At 71.9% G+C, this 17,995-nt stretch carries 17 protein-coding genes; 7 read left to right on the forward strand and 10 right to left on the reverse strand.

Translation table 11 applies throughout. The features are described 5' to 3' along the window. Positions 1-200: 200 nt before the first annotated feature. The 5 genes from rlmB to DPA01S_RS12040 are packed head-to-tail and all read right to left on the reverse strand — an operon-like array spanning position 201 to position 4,450. Entirely contained in the window at positions 201-1,169 is a 969-nt protein-coding gene (gene rlmB, locus DPA01S_RS12020) for a 23S rRNA (guanosine(2251)-2'-O)-methyltransferase RlmB (protein WP_061916526.1), read from the reverse strand. A 1-nt stretch (position 1,170) separates the two neighbouring features. Beyond that, positions 1,171-2,607, reverse strand: coding sequence for a cysteine--tRNA ligase (cysS, locus tag DPA01S_RS12025; protein ID WP_061916529.1), 1,437 nt, complete (start codon positions 2,605-2,607; stop codon positions 1,171-1,173). Between the two features lie 28 nt (positions 2,608-2,635). Then, complete coding sequence (ispF, locus tag DPA01S_RS12030; RefSeq protein ID WP_061227459.1) at positions 2,636-3,118, reverse strand: 2-C-methyl-D-erythritol 2,4-cyclodiphosphate synthase; 483 nt, start codon at positions 3,116-3,118, stop codon at positions 2,636-2,638. After that, the gene (ispD, locus tag DPA01S_RS12035; protein ID WP_232303124.1) at positions 3,115-3,933 is read right to left on the reverse strand and encodes a 2-C-methyl-D-erythritol 4-phosphate cytidylyltransferase; all 819 of its coding nucleotides are present in this window, start codon (positions 3,931-3,933) and stop codon (positions 3,115-3,117) included. The genes ispF and ispD overlap by 4 nt, the downstream gene beginning before the upstream one ends. Before the next feature lie 22 nt (positions 3,934-3,955). Then, positions 3,956-4,450: a CarD family transcriptional regulator gene (locus DPA01S_RS12040; protein WP_061916532.1), complete on the reverse strand. Its 495-nt coding sequence runs from the start codon at positions 4,448-4,450 to the stop codon at positions 3,956-3,958. 197 nt (positions 4,451-4,647) lie between these two features. Between DPA01S_RS12040 and DPA01S_RS12045 the strand changes: the two genes are divergently transcribed. Further along, positions 4,648-5,217 (forward strand): hypothetical protein, encoded by a 570-nt coding sequence (locus DPA01S_RS12045; protein ID WP_061916536.1) that lies wholly within the window; start codon positions 4,648-4,650, stop codon positions 5,215-5,217. Between the two features lie 52 nt (positions 5,218-5,269). Next, a complete protein-coding gene (gene disA, locus DPA01S_RS12050) occupies positions 5,270-6,328 on the forward strand; it encodes a DNA integrity scanning diadenylate cyclase DisA (protein WP_061227462.1) in 1,059 nt (352 codons plus the stop codon). Between the two features lie 12 nt (positions 6,329-6,340). Here disA and DPA01S_RS12055 read toward each other — a convergent pair whose 3' ends face one another. Together DPA01S_RS12055 and DPA01S_RS12060 are read right to left on the reverse strand one after the other, a co-directional pair. Continuing rightward, entirely contained in the window at positions 6,341-6,997 is a 657-nt protein-coding gene (locus DPA01S_RS12055) for a hypothetical protein (protein WP_061916539.1), read from the reverse strand. Positions 6,998-7,081: 84 nt separating this feature from the next. Further along, positions 7,082-7,735: a carbonic anhydrase gene (locus DPA01S_RS12060; protein ID WP_061916542.1), complete on the reverse strand. Its 654-nt coding sequence runs from the start codon at positions 7,733-7,735 to the stop codon at positions 7,082-7,084. 38 nt (positions 7,736-7,773) lie between these two features. Here DPA01S_RS12060 and DPA01S_RS12065 point away from each other — a divergent pair, with 38 nt between their 5' ends. The 3 genes from DPA01S_RS12065 to DPA01S_RS12075 are packed head-to-tail and all read left to right on the forward strand — an operon-like array spanning position 7,774 to position 9,432. After that, a complete protein-coding gene (locus DPA01S_RS12065) occupies positions 7,774-8,658 on the forward strand; it encodes an iron-sulfur binding domain-containing protein (protein ID WP_131885688.1) in 885 nt (294 codons plus the stop codon). A gap of 24 nt (positions 8,659-8,682) precedes the next feature. Continuing rightward, complete coding sequence (locus DPA01S_RS12070; protein WP_061227465.1) at positions 8,683-8,997, forward strand: antibiotic biosynthesis monooxygenase family protein; 315 nt, start codon at positions 8,683-8,685, stop codon at positions 8,995-8,997. 42 nt (positions 8,998-9,039) lie between these two features. Further along, positions 9,040-9,432: a DedA family protein gene (locus DPA01S_RS12075; protein ID WP_061916548.1), complete on the forward strand. Its 393-nt coding sequence runs from the start codon at positions 9,040-9,042 to the stop codon at positions 9,430-9,432. Positions 9,433-9,481: 49 nt separating this feature from the next. On the opposite strand, the gene DPA01S_RS12080 is transcribed toward DPA01S_RS12075, so the two are convergent. Together DPA01S_RS12080 and DPA01S_RS12085 are read right to left on the reverse strand one after the other, a co-directional pair. Then, the gene (locus DPA01S_RS12080; RefSeq protein WP_232303125.1) at positions 9,482-10,054 is read right to left on the reverse strand and encodes a type 2 periplasmic-binding domain-containing protein; all 573 of its coding nucleotides are present in this window, start codon (positions 10,052-10,054) and stop codon (positions 9,482-9,484) included. A gap of 174 nt (positions 10,055-10,228) precedes the next feature. Continuing rightward, entirely contained in the window at positions 10,229-12,880 is a 2,652-nt protein-coding gene (locus tag DPA01S_RS12085; RefSeq protein ID WP_061227467.1) for an ATP-dependent Clp protease ATP-binding subunit, read from the reverse strand. 217 nt (positions 12,881-13,097) lie between these two features. Between DPA01S_RS12085 and hrpB the strand changes: the two genes are divergently transcribed. Together hrpB and DPA01S_RS12095 are read left to right on the forward strand one after the other, a co-directional pair. Further along, positions 13,098-15,677, forward strand: coding sequence for an ATP-dependent helicase HrpB (gene hrpB / locus DPA01S_RS12090; RefSeq protein WP_061916551.1), 2,580 nt, complete (start codon positions 13,098-13,100; stop codon positions 15,675-15,677). Positions 15,678-15,844: 167 nt separating this feature from the next. Continuing rightward, the gene (locus DPA01S_RS12095; protein WP_082767559.1) at positions 15,845-16,327 is read left to right on the forward strand and encodes a hypothetical protein; all 483 of its coding nucleotides are present in this window, start codon (positions 15,845-15,847) and stop codon (positions 16,325-16,327) included. Between the two features lie 16 nt (positions 16,328-16,343). Here the strand turns inward: DPA01S_RS12095 and lysS are convergent, their stop codons facing one another. Next, complete coding sequence (gene lysS / locus DPA01S_RS12100; RefSeq protein WP_061227470.1) at positions 16,344-17,978, reverse strand: lysine--tRNA ligase; 1,635 nt, start codon at positions 17,976-17,978, stop codon at positions 16,344-16,346. Positions 17,979-17,995 lie beyond the last annotated feature (17 nt).

Raw genomic sequence — 17,995 nt, forward strand, 5'->3', positions numbered from 1 at the left:
CATGGCGTCTCGCCAGCCCCGATGCCCGAGCGAGACGCCATGCCGACGGGCCGCGTGACATCCGCGGACGCGAGACGCCATGCCGACGGGCGGGGTGACATGTACAGGCGCGGCTGCCCGTGAACCGCAGTGGAGGGTCCGAGCGCACAGGTCAGCCGGCGACCGCGAGTCCGGTCAGCCGGTCAGCCGGCCAGCCGGCGTCAGCCCTTGACGCGCCGCTGCCGCGCGAACTCCGACAGCACCACGCCCGCCGCGACGGAGGCGTTGAGGCTCTCCACCTCCGAGGCGATCGGGATCGACAGGATCGAATCGCAGTTCTCACGCACCAACCGGGACAGACCCTTGCCCTCGGAGCCCACCACGATGACCGTGGGCCCGGTGCCGTCGTAGTCGTCCAGCGAGACGTCACCGCCGGCGTCGAGACCGACGAGCTGCACCCCGGCCTTGGCCCAGTCGAGCAGCGTCCGGTTGAGGTTGGTCGCCCTGGCGACGGGGAGCCGGGCGGCGGCACCGGCGGAGGTCCGCCACGCGACGGCCGTGATGGAGGCACTGCGACGCTCGGGGATGAGGACCCCGTGCCCGCCGAAGGCCGCGACCGAGCGGATGACGGCGCCGAGGTTGCGCGTATCCGTGATGTTGTCCAAGGCCACGAGCAGCGCGGGCTCGGAGGAACCCATCGCCATGTCCAGCAGGTCAGCGGGGTCGGTGTACTGGTAAGGCGGCACCTGGAGGCCGACGCCCTGGTGCATGCCGTTCGACACCATGCGGTCGAGGTCGGTGCGCGGCACCTCGAGGATGGAGATGCCCTTGCCGGCGGCGATGTGCACGGCCTCGGTCAGCCGCTCGTCGGCGTCCGAGCCGATCGCGACGTACAGCGCGGTCGCGGGAACGCCGGCTCGGAGGCATTCCAGCACCGGGTTGCGGCCCACCACGTACTCGGGGCCGTCGGCCTGCTTCTGTGCCTGGCGGCGGCGCTGCTGCGCGCCCTCGGCCTTGCGGTTGGCGGCCTTGGCCCGGCGGTGTGCCGGGTGGTAGGTCCGGTCCTCCGCCTTGGGGGTGGCGCCGCGCGCCTCCAGCCCCCGGCGCCGTTGGCCGCCCGACCCGACGACCTGGCCCTTCTTGGTGCCGGACTTGCGGATGGCTCCGCGCCGACTCGAGTTACCTGCCATGTCAGTCCTTCCGGTGGGCGAGCGACCACTTCTGGCCGTCCGCGGTGTCGGCCACCTCGATACCCGCCGCGACCAGTCGGTCACGGATGGCGTCGGCGGTGGCGAAATCCTTGTCGGCCCGTGCCTGAGCGCGGGCCTCGAGCTCCGCGCGGACGAGGAGGTCGAGGGCGGTGAGGGCGGCGTCATCGCCGCCCGCGGCGGAGGTCCACTGCGGGTCGAGCGGGTCGACACCGAGTACCGCGGTCATCGCCCGGACGGACGAGGCTGCAGCGAGCGCCGCTTCCGTGTCTCCCGCCGACAGCGCGGTGTTGCCGGCCCGCACCCGACCGTGGATCTCCGCCAGCGCGGCGGGCACCCCCAGATCGTCGTCCATCGCGGCGGCGAACGCCTCCGTCCACTCACCGACGGGCACCCCGGCGTCCGGCCCCGTGCCCGACTTGACGGCCTCGTCCACCCGCTGCACGAACGCCTCGATCCGCCGGTACGCGGCGGCCGCCTCCTGCAGTGCTTCGGGAGAGTATTCCAGCATCGAGCGGTAATGCGCACTTCCGAGGTAGTAGCGCAGTTCCACCGGCCGGACGGCGGTGAGGATGTTCGGCACGCTGAGCACGTTGCCGAGCGACTTGCTCATCTTCTCGCCGGCCATCGTCACCCAGCCGTTGTGCAGCCAGTAGCGGGCGAATCCGTCGCCGGCGGCGTGGGACTGCGCGGCCTCGTTCTCGTGGTGCGGGAACTGCAGGTCGAGCCCGCCGCCGTGGATGTCGAAAGTGCCGCCCAGGTACCAGGTGGCCATGGCCGAGCACTCGAGGTGCCAGCCGGGCCGACCGTCGCCCCAGGGTGTGGGCCAACTGGGTTCGCCCGGCTTGGCGGCCTTCCACAGCGCGAAGTCGCGGGGGTCCCGCTTGCCGCGCAGGTCGGCGGCCTCTCCCTGGTCGACCTCGTCGAGCCGGTGGCCGGACAGGTGCCCGTAGTCGCCCTCGGGCGCGGCCGACCACGCCGCGACGTCGAAGTAGACGCTGCCCTCGGCCGGGTAGGCGTACCCGCGCTCGATGAGGCGTTCCATGTACTCGATCATCTGGGTCATGTGCCCGGTGGCGCGGGGTTCGGTGGACGGCGGTAGCACGCCGAGCGCGTCGTAGGCGCGGGTGAACTCGCGTTCGTGGGTTGCGGCCCACTCCCACCAGGGGCGGCCGTTCTCCGCGGCTTTGGTGAGGATCTTGTCGTCGATGTCCGTGACGTTGCGCACGAACGCGACGTCGTAGCCGGTGGCGATCAGCCAGCGGCGCAGGACGTCGAACGCGACGCCGGAGCGGACGTGACCGATGTGGGGTATGGCCTGGGGGGTGGCTCCACAGAGGTAGACCGACGCGTGCCCTTCCCGGACGGGGGTGAACTCCCGGAGGGAGCGGGTGGCGGTGTCGTAGAGATGGAGCGTCACGGGGCCCGAGTCTACCGGTGCGCCCGCGTCAGGCCCGGTAGACCAGCGCCGTGGCGGCGGCGGAGACCCCCTCGCCGCGTCCCGTGAAGCCCATTCCGTCAGTGGTGGTGGCGGAGACGGAGACGGGTGCGCCGATGATCTCACCGAGCCGTCGTTCGGCCTCGACGCGTCGGGGGCCCATCTTGGGGCGGTTGCCGACCATCTGGACGGCGGCGTTGCCGATGATCCATCCGTGCCGAGCCAGTTCGTCGCACGCCTCGCGCAGCAGTCGTTCGCCGGAGACGTCGTCGTACTCGGGCCGCCCGGTTCCGACGAGAGCACCGAGGTCGCCGAGCCCGGCGGCCGACAGCAGGGCGTCGATCAGGGAGTGGGCCACGACGTCGCCGTCGGAGTGCCCCTCGCAGCCGTGGTCGTCGGGGAAGTGCAGGCAGGCCATCATGCAGGGCTTGCCCGGTTCGACGCGGTGGGCGTCGGTGCCGATCCCGACTCGGGGGATGACGGGTCCGGTCATTTCTCCTCCTGGGGGCCGACGTGGACGAGCGCGCCGGGGGCGGGCGCACCGGGGTCGAGTTCGGCGAGGGCCCGGGCGTGGTCATCGGCGGTGGTGATCTTGAACGCGAGCGGGTCGCCGGGGACCGTGGCGACGCGGTCGCCGGTCCGCTCGACGAGTCCTGCGTCGTCGGTGGTCACGTCCCCGGCGGCGTCGTAGGCGGCGAGCAGGACGTCGGGCGCGAAGCCCTGGGGCGTCTGAACGGCGCGGAGGGCGGCACGGTCGGGAGTGCCGACGACGTAGCCGTCAGCGTCGACCTGCTTGACGGTGTCGACGACCGGGAGGACGGGGACCACCGCGACCGCGCCGCCGCGAACGGCCGTCACCACGCGCCGGATCGCGTCGGGGGGCGTGAGGCAGCGCGCCGCGTCGTGCACGAGCAGGACGTCGTAGACCGCCGCGCGGGGGCGGCGTCGGTGGGCGGTCAGCGCCGCGAGACCGTTGCGCACCGAGTCGGTGCGCTCCGCGCCCCCGGTGGTGACGACGACGAGGTGGTCGTCGTCCCGGAGGTGGGCCAGCTCCGACTCGGCCTGTGCGACGCGGTCCGCGGGGACCACGGCGACGACGTCGTCGACGGCACCGGAGGTCAGCAGGCCGGCGACGGCCCGCTCGAGCATGGTGCGACCGTGTAGCTCGACGAACGCCTTGGGCAGTCCTGCTCCGAGCCGGACGCCGGATCCGGCCGCGGGGACGACGGCGGCCACCCTGCCCGTGCGGGCGGGGTGGCCGCCGATACCGTGTCCGGGCGCGTCCCCGGGCGTGCGCTGACCCGTCATGCCGTCTGGTGGGCGGCGGGTGTCACGCCGGGGCGGCGGAGCCCAGCACCTCGTCGAGGAGGGCGTCCGCACGCTCCTCGTCGGAGCGCTCGGCGAGCGCCAGCTCACCGACGAGCACCTGGCGCGCCTTGGCGAGCATCCGCTTCTCGCCGGCGGACAGGCCGCGGTCGAGGTCGCGGCGCCAGAGGTCACGGACGACCTCGGCCACCTTGTTGACGTCGCCGGAGGCGAGCTTCTCGCCGTTGGCCTTGTAGCGGCGGGACCAGTTGGTGGGCTCCTCCGCGTGCTCGGTGCGCAGGACCTCGAAGACCTTGTCGAGACCCGCCTGGTCCACGACGTCGCGCACGCCCACGTACTCGGCGTTCTCGGCCGGTACCTTCACCGTGAGGTCGCCCTGTGAGACCTTGAGGACGAGGTATTCCTTCTCGGTGCCCTTGACCGTCCGCATCTCGATCGCCTGAATGGTGGCGGCGCCGTGATGCGGGTAGACGACGGTGTCGCCGACCTTGAACTCCATGAGTGGCTTTCCCCTTTCGACTTACCTATCTTAGCACGCCCTCAGTGCAGGCGTTTTCCGTTTGCGCAGGTCAGCAACCTGCCGGGCGTGACGGCACGTTCGCGGGGGCGGGAACGGGATACTCTGCCGCAGGTCCGGACCCGCAGTGGACTACGATGAGACCGGCCTGAGAGACGACCATCCCCGAGGAGCCTGACGTGACTTCACCGAACACCGGCCTGCGCCGCACCGCGCTCGTAGTCCTGGCCGTGGGCGCCGCCCTCGGGGCGTCGGCCTGCAGCGCCGGCCAGGTCTCGCAGACGGCCAACCAGGTCGCCGCGGTCGACGGTGGACGCGGTGAGGCCGGCGACCTCGCGGTCAACGACCTGCAGGTGGTCGTCCCCGAGAACGGCGGGGAGGCCCGCGTCGGTTTCGTCGCCTCCTTCAGCGGCCACGGCCTGGGTGAGCCCGTCTCCCTGGACAGCGTCCAGATCGACGGGACCCCCGTCCAACTCGGTGAGACTCAGACGCTCGAGCGTGGCTGCTCGATCGTGGTCGACGCCCGCGAGAACGCCGAGCCCGTCCCGGTCGAGGGCGTGTGCGTCGAGCAGACCACCGCCACCCTGCCGTCGGCGGAGGACCTGCACATCGGCACCTCGGTGCCCGCCACCGTCTCCTTCTCGAACGGCGACCGCATCGAGACCAGGGCCGCCGTCGTCGGTGAGATCCTCGAGGCTGGCGAGTACACCCGTCCGGCGGAGTTCGTCGGCGAGTCCGAGGGGCACTGACACGTCCGCCCTCTCCGCCCGCTCGGCTGACGGTTCGTCGGTCGACCCCGAGATGCGCGCCGTGCTGCGCCGTCTCGCCCCGGGCACGGCGCTGCGTGACGCACTCGACCGGATCCGTCGCAGCGGCACCGGTGGCCTCGTGGTGCTCGGCGACGACCCGGTCGTCCGGGCCGTCTGCGACGGCGGCGTGGAACTCGACGTCGAGTTCACCCCGGCCCGCCTGCGAGAACTGAGCAAGATGGACGGCGCGGTCGTGCTCTCCACCGATGGTTCCCGCATCACCCGTGCCAACGTCCATCTCGTGCCGGATCCTTCGCTGCCCGCCGTCGAGACGGGCACCCGACACCGCGCCGCGGAGCGGACGGCCGCGCACACCGGCGTGCCCACCGTCGCCGTTTCGGCGTCGATGACCACGGTCACCGTCTACGCTGGCGGTCTGGCCCGCGTGCTCGCGGACCCGGTCGTGCTGCTCGCGCGCGCCGACCAGACGGTCGCGACCATGGAGCGTCACGGTGCCCACGCCGCCCGCGCCCGCGCCCGACTCGACCGGGCGGAGATGGGCGACTACGCCTCCGTCCGCGACGTGGTGGCCATGGCCCAGCGATTGCTCCGCCTCGAGCGCCTGGGCGCCGAGCTCGCCGAGCTCACCGTGGAGATGGGCGAGTACGGCCGGCAGACCGCTCTCCAGCTGGAGGAGCTGCTCTCCGACACCCCGGATGAACTGCGGGGTCTCGTGGCCGACCACCTGCGGGTCGAGCCTGTCGACGGTGATCGCCGCCCCGTCCCGACCGCCGAGCAGATCGAGGTCGGGCTCGAGCGGCTGGCCGCACTCTCCGACGCCGACCTCCTCCTGCCCGCTCCGGTGGCGCGCTGCCTGGGGCTGCCGGCCGAGCCCGAGGATCTCGACGACCACGTGACCGCCCGGGGGTACCGCATGCTGACGCACATCCCGCGCCTGCGGCCGGTGCAGATCACGGCCCTCGTCGAGCGCTTCGGCTCGGTCCCGGCGCTGCTCTCGGCCGAGCAGTCGGACTTCGCGGACGTCGAGGGCGTCGGCGCGCTGTGGGCGCGGCACGTCCACCAGCGCCTCACGGGCCTGGGCATCGTCTGACCCGGGCGCGGCTCAGGACTCGGGGGCCTCGACGACGTTGAACGTGGCCGCCGGGCTGAAGACGTTCCCGACCAGCGCGTACACCTGGTACGCGCCCACCTCCACGGGCGTGCGGTCTGCCTCGGAGCACGCGCCCTCCGCCGAGCGGCGGCCGGTCCAGTCGATCTGCCGCGGCTCGGGCTCGTCGGGACGCAACTCGACCTCGTCCTCGTCGCGCGGGGTCGTGCAGTCGATGCTCGACCACACCTTGGAGTTGTCGTCCAGGCGGTACACCTCGAACGACAGCGGCGCCTCCGCCAGATCGCGGTCGCAGGTGGTGCCCGAGACGTTGACGATGTTCACGAAGAACCGCACGTCCTGCCCCACCGCCACGTTCGGCTCGGCGGGCCAGACGTCCAGGCGCAGGTCCTCGTCCGCGCACCGGCCCCGCGAGGCACCACCGTCGTCGTCGCGCGACGAGGTCTCGGTGGTCGACGTCTCCGAGGTGGCCACCGGCTCAGTGGAGCCCGCGTCGCCGGTGGCGGTCTCCTGGGTGTCCGTGCCGGTGTCCCGCGAGGCGAGGAAGAGCGCGAGCACCACGACCAGGGCGGCGACGACCGCGACGACCACCGCGGCGACGCGGCGACGCACATAGACTTCACGCGGAAGGGGGCCCTGGGGTTCGTGCACGTGCCCAACTCTAGAGCCGAGCCCGCGCCCCGTCGGACCTGCGGCGCGGCGTGTCCCCCAGACGGCACCGCCGGTGGGTGGCCGCTAGACCGCGACCATCTCCTCGCCCGGGCCGTGCGGGACGTCCTGGACGTCTCCGATGGCGCTGCGGAGGTACGCGTGACCGTCGGAGAGCTTGTAGGTGACCCCGACGATCGCCAGACGGCCCTCGTCGATCCGGTCGCTGATGATCTTGGACCGCTGCTTGAGCAGTTCGCCCGTCTCCAGCACGTGGCGCGCCTCGAAGTCGTCTGTCGTGCTCAGTCCCTCGCGACGGCCGTTGAGGATCGACGGCGACACCTTCTCGACCACGTCACGCAGGAAACCGGGCGGGATCTCCCCGGTCGCCAACGCGTCCGTGGTGGCCTTCACCGCGCCACAGCTGTCGTGGCCCAGCACGACGATCAGAGGGGTGTCGAGCACGTGCACGGCGTACTCGATGGACCCGAGCACCGCGGTGTCGATGATGTGACCCGCCGTGCGGATGACGAACAGGTCACCGAGACCCTGGTCGAAGATGATCTCGGCCGCCACCCGCGAGTCGGAGCACCCGAACAGCACCGCCTTGGGGTGCTGCGCGGCGACGAGCTTCTCGCGCCGCTCGGTATTCTGACTCGGATGACGCATCTGGCCCTCGACGAACCGGTGGTTGCCGTCGCGCAGCGAGGCCCAGGCACTGATCGGGTTGGTATGAGGCATGTCTCACATTGTGCACGTACCTTCCGGAGGGATCATCGGTGACCTCCCCCGGGGCCCACGGCATCGACACTCCCTCCCTGCTCTCCTGGTTCTCCGGTGCCGGCCGTCCCCTGCCTTGGCGCGAGGACGGCGTGAGCGCCTGGGAGATCCTGTTGTGTGAGGTGATGAGTCAGCAGACGCCCGTCGCCCGGGTCGAGCCGGTCTGGCGCGACTGGCTCGCGCGGTGGCCGGGCCCGGCCGAACTCGCCGCCGCCGCCCCCGCGGACGTGATCCGCATGTGGGGAAAACTCGGCTATCCGCGCCGTGCATTGCGGCTGCGGGAGTGCGCTGCCGTCGTCGTCGAGAAGTTCCACGGCGAGGTCCCCACCGAGGTCGAGGACCTCCTCACGCTCCCCGGTGTCGGCGACTACACCGCGCGCGCCGTCGCCTGCTTCGCCCACGGGCAGGCGGTACCGGTGGTCGACACCAACGTGCGGCGCGTCGTCGCCCGGGCGGTCAACGGGGTCGCCGAGGCCGGGCCGCCGTCGATCCGGCGCGACCTCGCCGCCGTGGAGGCGCTGCTCCCCGACGAATGCCAGGAGGCGGTGGCGTTCTCGGTCGCGATGATGGAACTGGGCGCGCTCGTGTGCACCGCGCGGAGCCCCGACTGCGACGCCTGTCCGCTCGCCGCATCGTGCGCGTGGGTCGCCGCCGGCAGACCCGCGTGGGACGGGCCCCGCCGCAAGGCGCAGACGTACGCGGGCACCGACCGGCAGGTGCGCGGCCTACTGCTGGACGTGCTGCGCGACGGCGACGGCACCGCCACCTCCGCGCGCCTGGACGCCGTGTGGCCGGACACGGTCCAACGCGACCGCGCGCTGGACTCCCTGTTGGCCGACGGACTCGTGGTGCGGACCGGGGAACGGTACTCACTGCCCGCGTAGCCGACTGAGGGTAGGCTCACCTGCATGGCCGTCGTGAAGATCAACGCCCTCAACGTCCCGCCGCAGGCCGGTGCCGAGCTCGAGCGCCGCTTCTCCGAGCGCGCCCACACGGTGGAGAACTCCCCCGGTTTCCTCGGCTTCCAGCTGCTGCGTCCCACCGGCGGGGAGACCCGCTACTTCGTGGTGACCATGTGGGAGGACGACGAATCGTTCGCCGCCTGGCGCGACGGGGACGCCCGCGCCGCCCACGCCGGCCAGCGGGGCGAGCCCGTCGCCGAGGGTGCCAACCTGCTGGAGTTCGACGTCGTGATGGACGTCAAGCCCTCCGCCTCCGCCTGATACCAGCCGCGCCTTCCGCACCGCACGCCGCACATCCCTCGTATGGACCGGATCGCCGAGCAGCCCTTCGCCCTCGCGTTCAGCACGCTGTTCGTGATCGTCATGCTGCGCGCCAACGCCACCTACTGGCTCGGCCGGGGCGCGCTACGTGGTGGCCGGCTCAGCGGGCGGTTCGCCCACCGGCTCGAGGGACCGACCATGCAGCGCGCCCAGCGGCTGTCCGCCCGCTACGGCGTAATCGCGGTACCACTGTCCTTCCTCACGGTGGGAGTGCAGACCGCCATCAACTTCAGCGCCGGCTTCACCGTGATGCCACTGCGCAGGTACCTGCCCGCAGTCACCGTCGGGTGCGTGCTGTGGGCCCTGCTGTATTCCACCGTCGGCATGGTCGGCTGGGCAGCGATCGCCCCCCTCTGGCACCGCGTCACCGCCTGACCGGGTCCGCGGATGTGCGGCCGGTGCGGCGGCCGGTGCGGCGGCGGGCTCAGGGCAGCGGTCCGACCACCGGAGCGAGGTCCTCGGCGAAGCGGTCGTCAGCGAGTGCCGCGACCTCCACCGGATCGATCTGACCGTCCTCGGTGAACACGTCCGCGAGTGCCTGCTCGCGGGCGAGCGTGTCCGCGAGCGCCACCGGCTGTCGCGTGCTGCGGCCCTGGGACAGCTCCGCCGCCTCCGGGGTCAGGCCCACCGCCTCGCCGTAGAACCGCGCCCACTCCTGCGGGTGCTCGGCGGTCCACGTGCCCGCCTCGGCGAGGCGGACGAGCGGGTCCGCTATCGCCGTCTGGCGGCGGGAGTCGCCGAGCGCGTCATGCGAGGCCAGGCTGAACCAGAAGCCGTTGCCCGCGCCCGCCGCGGACGCGAGCGTCCTCGTCTCGGACGTCGTCTGTGCGATCGCGGTGTAGGGATCCCAGATCGCCCACGCGTCGGCGTCGCCGCGCGCGAAGGCCGAACCCGCCTCGGCGGGCTGGAGGAAGACGAAGGTGGAGAATTCGTTCTCGTACGGGAGGTCCTGCAGCTGTCCGGCCGCGGTGAGGATCCCGCGTTGCTGAGCTTTCAACGTGGGGATCTCCTCGTCGAGCCCTGGGCGCCGTCCTCGAGGCGGGAGACCACGTGCTGGTGATCGCCCGATTGCTGGACGCCTGGTTCCGCGCCACCGGCGTGGACACCCGCAGACGCAGGAAGGCCCCCGCCGTGTGGCGGGGGCCTTCACTATGTCAGGCGCCGGAGGCGATCAGGTGGTGGCCGGAGCAGCGCCGCCGCCGCTGCCCGAGGGGCCTCCGGTGGCGCCGCCACCGAAGCCGGAGCTCGGCGGCAGGGAGTCGCCCGGGCCGGCCTCGCCGGTGGGCGCCACGCTCGCCGAGATCTCCTCGCCCTGGCGGTCCTGCGGGGCGTCCGGGCGGGGAGCACCGGTGAAGGTGAACTTGGCGTCCTCGGTGCGCTCGGACTCGCCGTCCCAGCCCTCGACGTCGACCTTCACCAGCTCGCCGGCCGCGACCTCGCCGAAGAGGATCTTCTCCGAGAGGGTGTCCTCGATCTCGCGCTGGATCGTGCGACGCAACGGCCGCGCGCCCAGGACCGGGTCGAACCCGCGCTTGGCGAGCAGGCTCTTGGCCCGATCGGAGACCTCGATGTCCATGTCCTTGGTCTTCAGGGCGTCCCGGACACGGCCGATCATGAGGTCGACCATCTGGACGATCTGCTCCTGCGTGAGCTGGTGGAACACCACGATCTCGTCGATGCGGTTGAGGAACTCCGGGCGGAAGTGCTTCTTCAGCTCGTCGTTGACCTTCTGCTTCATCCGCTCGTAGGCGTCCTCGGTGTTGTCGGAGGACTGGAAGCCCATCCCGACGGCCTTGGAGATGTCCTTGGTCCCGAGGTTCGAGGTGAAGATCAGCACGGTGTTCTTGAAGTCCACCATGCGTCCCTGACCGTCGGTGAGACGGCCGTCCTCCAGCACCTGGAGGAGGGTGTTGTAGATCTCGGAGTGCGCCTTCTCGATCTCGTCGAACAGGACGACCGAGAACGGCTTGCGCCGCACCTTCTCCGTGAGCTGGCCACCCTCCTCGTAACCGACGTACCCGGGGGGCGCACCGAAGAGCCGCGAGGCGGTGAAGCGGTCGTGGAACTCGCCCATGTCGATCTGGATGAGCGCGTCGTCCTCACCGAACAGGAAGTTCGCGAGCGCCTTGGACAGCTCCGTCTTACCCACGCCGGACGGGCCGGCGAAGATGAACGAGCCCGAGGGACGCTTGGGATCCTTGAGCCCGGCACGCGTCCGGCGGATCGCCCGGGAGACGGCCTTGATGGCGTCCTCCTGGCCGATGATCCGCTTGTGCAGCTCGTCCTCCATGCGGAGCAGACGGGTGGTCTCCTCCTCGGTGAGCTTGAAGACGGGGATGCCGGTCCAGTTGCCCAGGACCTCGGCGATCTGCTCTTCGTCCACCACGGCGGCCACGTCCATGTCACCGGCGCGCCACTGCTTCTCGCGCTCGGCGCGCTCGGCGATGAGCTTCTTCTCCGTGTCGCGCAGGCCGGCGGCCTTCTCGAAGTCCTGCGCGTCGATCGCGGACTCCTTCTCGCGGCGGGTCTCGGCGATCTTCTCGTCGAACTCGCGCAGGTCCGGCGGAGCCGTCATCCGCTTGATGCGCATGCGGGCACCGGCCTCGTCGATGAGGTCGATCGCCTTGTCCGGCAGGAAGCGGTCGTTGATGTACCGGTCCGCGAGCTGGGCGGCGGCGGCCAGCGCCGCGTCGGTGATCGTGACGCGGTGGTGCGCCTCGTAGCGGTCCCGCAGACCCTTGAGGATCTCGATGGACAGCTCGACGCCCGGCTCGGGAACCTGAACGGGCTGGAAGCGCCGCTCGAGGGCCGCGTCCTTCTCGATGTGCTTGCGGTACTCCTCGAGCGTGGTGGCACCGATGGTCTGCAGCTCACCGCGGGCCAGCTTGGGCTTGAGGATCGACGCGGCATCGATCGCGCCCTCCGCGGCTCCCGCGCCGACGAGCGTGTGGATCTCGTCGATGAACAGGATGATGTCGCCGCGCTGGTTGATCTCCTTGAGCACCTTCTTCAGACGCTCCTCGAAGTCACCGCGGTAGCGGGAACCGGCCACGAGTGAGCCCAGGTCCAGCGAGTAGAGCTGCTTGTCCTTGAGGGTCTCGGGGACCTCGTTGTTGACGATGGCCTGCGCGAGGCCCTCGACGACCGCGGTCTTACCGACGCCGGGCTCACCGATGAGCACCGGGTTGTTCTTGGTGCGCCGGGAGAGCACCTGCATGATGCGCTCCACCTCCTTGGCGCGACCGACGACCGGGTCGAGCTTGCCCTCCATGGCGGCCTGGGTGAGGTTGCGGCCGAACTGGTCCAGGACCGTCGACGAGGACGGGGTCCCGGACTCGCGGCCACCGGTGCCCGCGGGTGTCCCGGAGGCCTCGGCCTCCTTACCCTGGTAACCGGAGAGAAGCTGGATGACCTGCTGGCGGACCCGCGTGAGGTCGGCGCCGAGCTTGACCAGCACCTGGGCGGCCACGCCCTCGCCCTCGCGGATCAGGCCGAGCAGGATGTGCTCGGTGCCGATGTAGTTGTGGCCGAGCTGGAGCGCCTCCCGCAGGCTCAGTTCCAGCACCTTCTTGGCGCGCGGCGTGAACGGGATGTGCCCGCTGGGCGCCTGCTGGCCCTGGCCGATGATCTCCTCGACCTGACTCCGCACCGCTTCCAGCGAGATCCCGAGGGACTCGAGGGCCTTGGCGGCCACTCCCTCACCCTCATGGATGAGACCCAGCAGGATGTGCTCGGTGCCGATGTAATTGTGGTTGAGCATCCTGGCCTCTTCCTGGGCCAGGACGACGACGCGACGCGCGCGGTCGGTAAACCGTTCGAACATCGTGCTACCTCACATTCCTCGGTTTTTCACCACTGTAGTGGCCGGTTCTGGCGCTCTGCACCGCAGGAGCAGCACGAGGCCCGTCACCAGTGTTCAACGCGGCAGGTCGGGGATCGATTGCATGATCGTGTACGCCGTCAGCGAACGCCACGCATCGGGCCGGTTCGCCGGCCACTAGGGTCATCTCCATGAGCTACGCGATCGGCGGCGAGGCCCCGTGAGCGCGTTCGATCTCGACCGCATCGGCCGCGGTCTGCCGTTCGCCCGGGCTCTTCCGGCCCTGCGGGACGCCCTCGCCACGGCGGGTACCGCGGTGGTGCAGGCACCGCCCGGCACCGGCAAGACGACCCTCGTCCCGCCCGCGGTCGCCGTCGCCGACGGGGTGTCGGGACGGGTGATCGTCACCCAGCCCCGTCGGGTCGCCGCCCGCTCGGCGGCGCGGCGGCTGGCTGCACTCACGGGGACCGGACCCGGGGGCGTGGTGGGCTACACGGTCCGTGGGGACTCGCGCGTCGGCAGGGACGCCCTCGTCGAGTTCGTCACTCCGGGGGTACTGGTGCGTCGGTTGATCGCCGATCCCGACCTGCCCGGCGTCGGGGCCGTGGTGCTCGACGAGGTCCACGAACGCGACGTCGAGTCCGACCTGGCCTTCGCACTGCTGTGTGAGGTGCGGCAGCTGCGCGACGACCTGCCGGTGGTGGCGATGTCCGCGACGGTCGAGGCGGGACGCTTCGCCCGGCTGCTCGGCGGCGGGACCGCGGCCGAGGAGCCCGGGGCGGGTTCCGCGGCGCCCGTCGTCGACGTGCCTGCGGAATCGCACCCCCTGGAGATCCGGTACGCCCCACCGCCGACCGCCCGCCTGGCCGCCCGCGGGGTCGCCGACGGCTTTCTCGATCACGTGGCGGCGGTGACGGCACACGAGGTGACCGTGAGCGGGGTCGACGCCCTGGTGTTCCTGCCGGGTGTGCGCGAGATCGAGCGCGTGGTGCGGTCGCTCGCCGCGCGGCTGGGGGACGCGGTCGAGGTTCTACCTCTGCACGGCGGGCTGGACGCCGCCGCCCAGGACCGGGCGGTGTCCGGTTCCCGGAGCCGGAGCGGCGAAGGCGACACGGCGCTGCCGCGGATCGTGGTGTCGACCGACCTGGCGGAGTCCTCACTGACTGTGGCCGGGGTGCGGCTGGTGGTGGACGCGTGCCTGAGCCGCGAGCCGCGGCGAGACATCGCACGGGACATGACGGGGCTGGTGACGGTGTCGGCGTCGCGCGACTCGTGCGTGCAGCGCGCGGGCCGCGCCGCCCGCCTCGGCCCCGGGCTCGCGGTGCGCTGCCTGACCGAGCAGGAGTACGCGGGACTGGCCGCCCACCGCACGGCGGCGATCGCGACGTCGGACCTGACGACCTTCGCGCTGGACGTGGCCTGCTGGGGCGCGCCCCGGGCGGAGGGCCTGGCGCTGCCCGATCAGCCGCCGGCCGGGGAGATCACCCGCGCCGAGAGCGTGTTGCGCGGGCTCGGGGCGCTCGACGCCGACGGACGCGCCACGGACCGCGGGCGCGACCTCGCGCGGGTGCCCGCCGATCCCCGTCACGCCCGCGCACTGCTGGACGGCGCGGGACTCGTCGGTGCGGAGGTGGCCGCCGAGGTGGTCGCGCTGCTCGCGTCGGGTCGCCGTTCCCCCGGCGGCGACCTGACGGCGGATCTGCGTGCACTGCGCGCGGGGCGGGCGCCGGACGCGGCGACGTGGGAGCGCGAGGCCCGGCGACTGGAGCGGATGGTCAGCGGAAGATCCGGCGGCGCGGACCCGGCCGGGATGGAGTCGGACGACGCCGTCGGGACGGTCGTGGCGCTCGCCCACCCGGACCGCATCGCGCGCCGACGCGGCGACCAGTACACCTTCACCTCCGGGACCGGCGCGGTGTTGCCGCCGGGTTCCGGGCTGGCGGGCCACGACTGGCTCGCCGTCGCCGAGGTGGGACGTGCGGCCGGGCGCGCGGCCGGCGAGGCCGGCGCGGTGATCCGCGCCGCCGCCCCGTTGGACCGGGAGGGCGCGGAGCGTGCGGCCTCGCACCTCCTCGACGACGACGAGACGGCCGTCTTCGACCGGGGCGCGGTCACGGGTCGACGCATCCGCCGGCTCGGGGCGATCGAACTCTCCTCCACTCCGGTGCGGCCCTCCCCCGCGGCCGCCCGGGAGGCGGTGTCGGCGGCGATCCGGGCCCGCGGGTTCGCCGCACTCGATCCCGACGACGACACCGTCCGCCTGTGGTGCCGCCTCGCGCTGGTACGCCGCGAGCTCGGCGCGCCGTGGCCGGACGTGTCCGCGGCAGGACTGACCGGTCGGCTGGACGACTGGCTCGCCGCGGAGATCGACGCCCTCGCCCACGGCTCCCGCTTGGCGGGACGGGACCTCGGCCCGGCCCTACGACGCCTGCTGCCGTGGCCCGAGGCCGGTCGGCTCGACGAGCTGGTGCCCGACCGCCTGGAGGTGCCCTCCTCGTCGTCGTACCGCGTCGACTACCCCGCCGTCGGGACCGACGACCCACCGGTGCTCGCAGTGAAACTGCAGGAGTGCTTCGGCTGGACCGCCTCGCCGCGCATCTGTGACGGCCGCGTCCCGGTGACGGTCCACCTGCTCTCGCCCGCCGGACGGCCGCTCGCGGTGACGCGCGATCTCGCATTCTTCTGGCGGGAGGCCTACCCCGCGGTCCGGGCCGAGATGCGCGGCCGTTATCCGCGGCACCCGTGGCCGGAGGACCCGATGACGGCCGAGCCGACGCGGCGCACCAACCGGCGCCGCTGACCCCGCGCAAGGTGGCTATCCAGCGGTTTCCCGGTTAATATGTGATGGGCACCACACACGCGATCCGCGCCGGAAGGGTGATAACAGTGACCGCGTATACGCCCCCCTCCCCACACCGCTCCCCGCTGCCCACCCGGACCCCGTCCCGGACGAAGGTCGTTCCGCACGTGAGGAACCGCGTCGGCGCCCTCATCGCCGTCGCCGGCCTCGCCCTCGCACTGGTCAGCCTCTACCTGCCGTGGTTGCACACGGACGGCGGTGACCAGATCACCGCACTGGGCATCACGGAGATCATCGACGTGCGCAGTGTCGCCCCGGTGCTCTTCCTCGGCCTCGTCGTGCTGTTGTTCCTGGTGGGGGTCACCGCCGTGACGCGGCTCGGGGCTTTCGCCGCCGCGGGCGCCGTCGTCTCGTTGGTGGTGCTCGCCGCTCATCTCGCCTTCGTGTGGACACTCATGTCCTCCACCGGAAACGACGAACCGACCCTGTCCGGCCTCCCGACCGGCGCGTCAGTCACGTTCGGGCCGTGGGTCGCCGCGCTCGGGTTCGTCCTGGTGGCCGCCGGCTCGGCGTGGGCCGCACGCGCGGCTGACTACGTCTTCCCCGACGTCGAAGCCCACGGGGCTCACGGGACGCACGCAGACGAATGAGCAGCCGCCGCGCCGATCAGTCGCGCGGGAGCGGCTTGACCATCGGGAAAAGGATCGTCTCGCGGATGCCCAGCCCGGTCAGGGCCATGAGCAGCCGGTCGATCCCCATGCCGAGCCCGGTCGTCGGCGGCATGCCCTGCTCCATCGCGGCGAGGAAGTCCTCGTCGAGCACCATCGCCTCGTCGTCGCCGGCCGCGGCCAGGCGGGCCTGGTCCTCGAAGCGCTGTCGCTGGATCACCGGATCCACCAGCTCGGAGTAGCCGGTGGCCAACTCGAACCCGCGGACGTAGAGGTCCCACTTCTCCGTGACCCCGCGGTCGGTGCGGTGGTCGCGCGTCAGCGGGGAGGTCTCGACGGGGAAGTCACGGACGAACACGGGCCCCTCGAGCTGGTCAGCACACAGGTGCTCCCACAGTTCCTCGACGAGCTTGCCGTGTAGCCACCCCTTGCCACCGGGGACCTCCAGCCCGACCTTCCCGGCCAGTTCCGTGAGCTCGTCGACGGTCGACTCGACGGTGACGAGGTCCTCGTCGTCGTCACCGACCAGGTCCGGGTGCTTCGCCCGCAGCGCCTCGTTGAGGGACGGGTACATGCGCATCTCGCGCCACTGACCGCCCAGGTCGTACTCCGTGCCGTCGGCGAGCGTGACCGTGGTCGAGCCGAACACCGCGGTCGCGACCTCCTGGATGACCTCGCGGATCATCGTGGCCGAGGTGTCGTAGTCGCCGTACGCCTGATACGTCTCCAACATCGCGAACTCCGGGCTGTGGGAGGAGTCCACGCCCTCGTTGCGGAAGTTGCGGTTGATCTCGAAGACGCGCTCGATCCCGCCCACCACGCAACGCTTGAGGTACAGCTCGGGCGCGATGCGCAGGTACAGGTCCAGGTCCAGCGCGTTGGAGTGGGTGACGAACGGCCGGGCCGCGGCGCCGCCGTGCAGCGTCTGCAGCATCGGCGTCTCCACCTCGAGAAAGCCGCGCTTCTCCAGCGCGTCACGCAGCGCGCGCACGACCTTGATCCGCGTCAGCGCGTTGCGGCGCGCCGTGTCGCGCATGATGAGGTCGGTGTAGCGCTGGCGGACGCGCGTGTCCTCGCTCAGTTCCCTGTGCGCGACCGGAAGCGGGCGCAGCGCCTTGGACGCCAGCACCCACTCGTCGGCCATCACCGACAGCTCCCCGCGCTTGGACCGCACCACACGGCCCGTCACCGAGACGTGGTCGCCGAGGTCGACGTCCTGCTTCCACGCGTCGAGCCGCTCCTGACCCACGTTGGCCAGCGACAGCATGGCCTGCAGCTGCGGGGTCAGCGGCCCGGATCCGCTCTCCGGCACCGTGGTGGACAGGTCCGCCGACGGGTCGACCCCGTCCTGGAGCCGGACGAAGCACAGCTTCCCGGTGTTGCGGATGAACAGCACCCGGCCGGCCACCGACACCACGACGTCGGTCTCCTCCCCCGGCTCCAACGCGGCGAAGCGCGGGTCCGAGGCGATCTCGGCGAGCCCGTGGGTGCGGGGGACCTCGACGGGGTACGCCTGCTCTCCGGAGTCGAGGAGGCGCTGCCGCTTGTCGCGGCGGATACGCAGCTGCTCAGGGGTGTCGTCGGCGGGCTCACCGGTGGCGGCCCCGGGCGCGGCGGGAGTCGAGTCGGTCACGACTGACGAGGATAGTC

Source organism: Dietzia papillomatosis NBRC 105045, from assembly GCF_001570845.1.
GTDB classification, from domain to species: domain Bacteria; phylum Actinomycetota; class Actinomycetes; order Mycobacteriales; family Mycobacteriaceae; genus Dietzia; species Dietzia cinnamea.

Excerpts from the sequence above, each read along its gene's own strand:
- DPA01S_RS12070 (WP_061227465.1), top strand. The coding sequence starts at position 8,683 with ATGGCCGTCGTGAAGATCAACGCCCTCAACGTCCCGCCGCAGGCCGGT.
- ispF (WP_061227459.1), bottom strand. The coding sequence starts at position 3,118 with ATGACCGGACCCGTCATCCCCCGAGTCGGGATCGGCACCGACGCCCAC.
- DPA01S_RS12060 (WP_061916542.1), bottom strand. The coding sequence starts at position 7,735 with ATGCCTCATACCAACCCGATCAGTGCCTGGGCCTCGCTGCGCGACGGC.
- DPA01S_RS12085 (WP_061227467.1), bottom strand. The coding sequence starts at position 12,880 with ATGTTCGAACGGTTTACCGACCGCGCGCGTCGCGTCGTCGTCCTGGCC.
- disA (WP_061227462.1), top strand. The coding sequence starts at position 5,270 with ATGCGCGCCGTGCTGCGCCGTCTCGCCCCGGGCACGGCGCTGCGTGAC.
- ispD (WP_232303124.1), bottom strand. The coding sequence starts at position 3,933 with ATGACGGGTCAGCGCACGCCCGGGGACGCGCCCGGACACGGTATCGGC.
- rlmB (WP_061916526.1), bottom strand. The coding sequence starts at position 1,169 with ATGGCAGGTAACTCGAGTCGGCGCGGAGCCATCCGCAAGTCCGGCACC.
- DPA01S_RS12075 (WP_061916548.1), top strand. The coding sequence starts at position 9,040 with ATGGACCGGATCGCCGAGCAGCCCTTCGCCCTCGCGTTCAGCACGCTG.
- DPA01S_RS12040 (WP_061916532.1), bottom strand. The coding sequence starts at position 4,450 with ATGGAGTTCAAGGTCGGCGACACCGTCGTCTACCCGCATCACGGCGCC.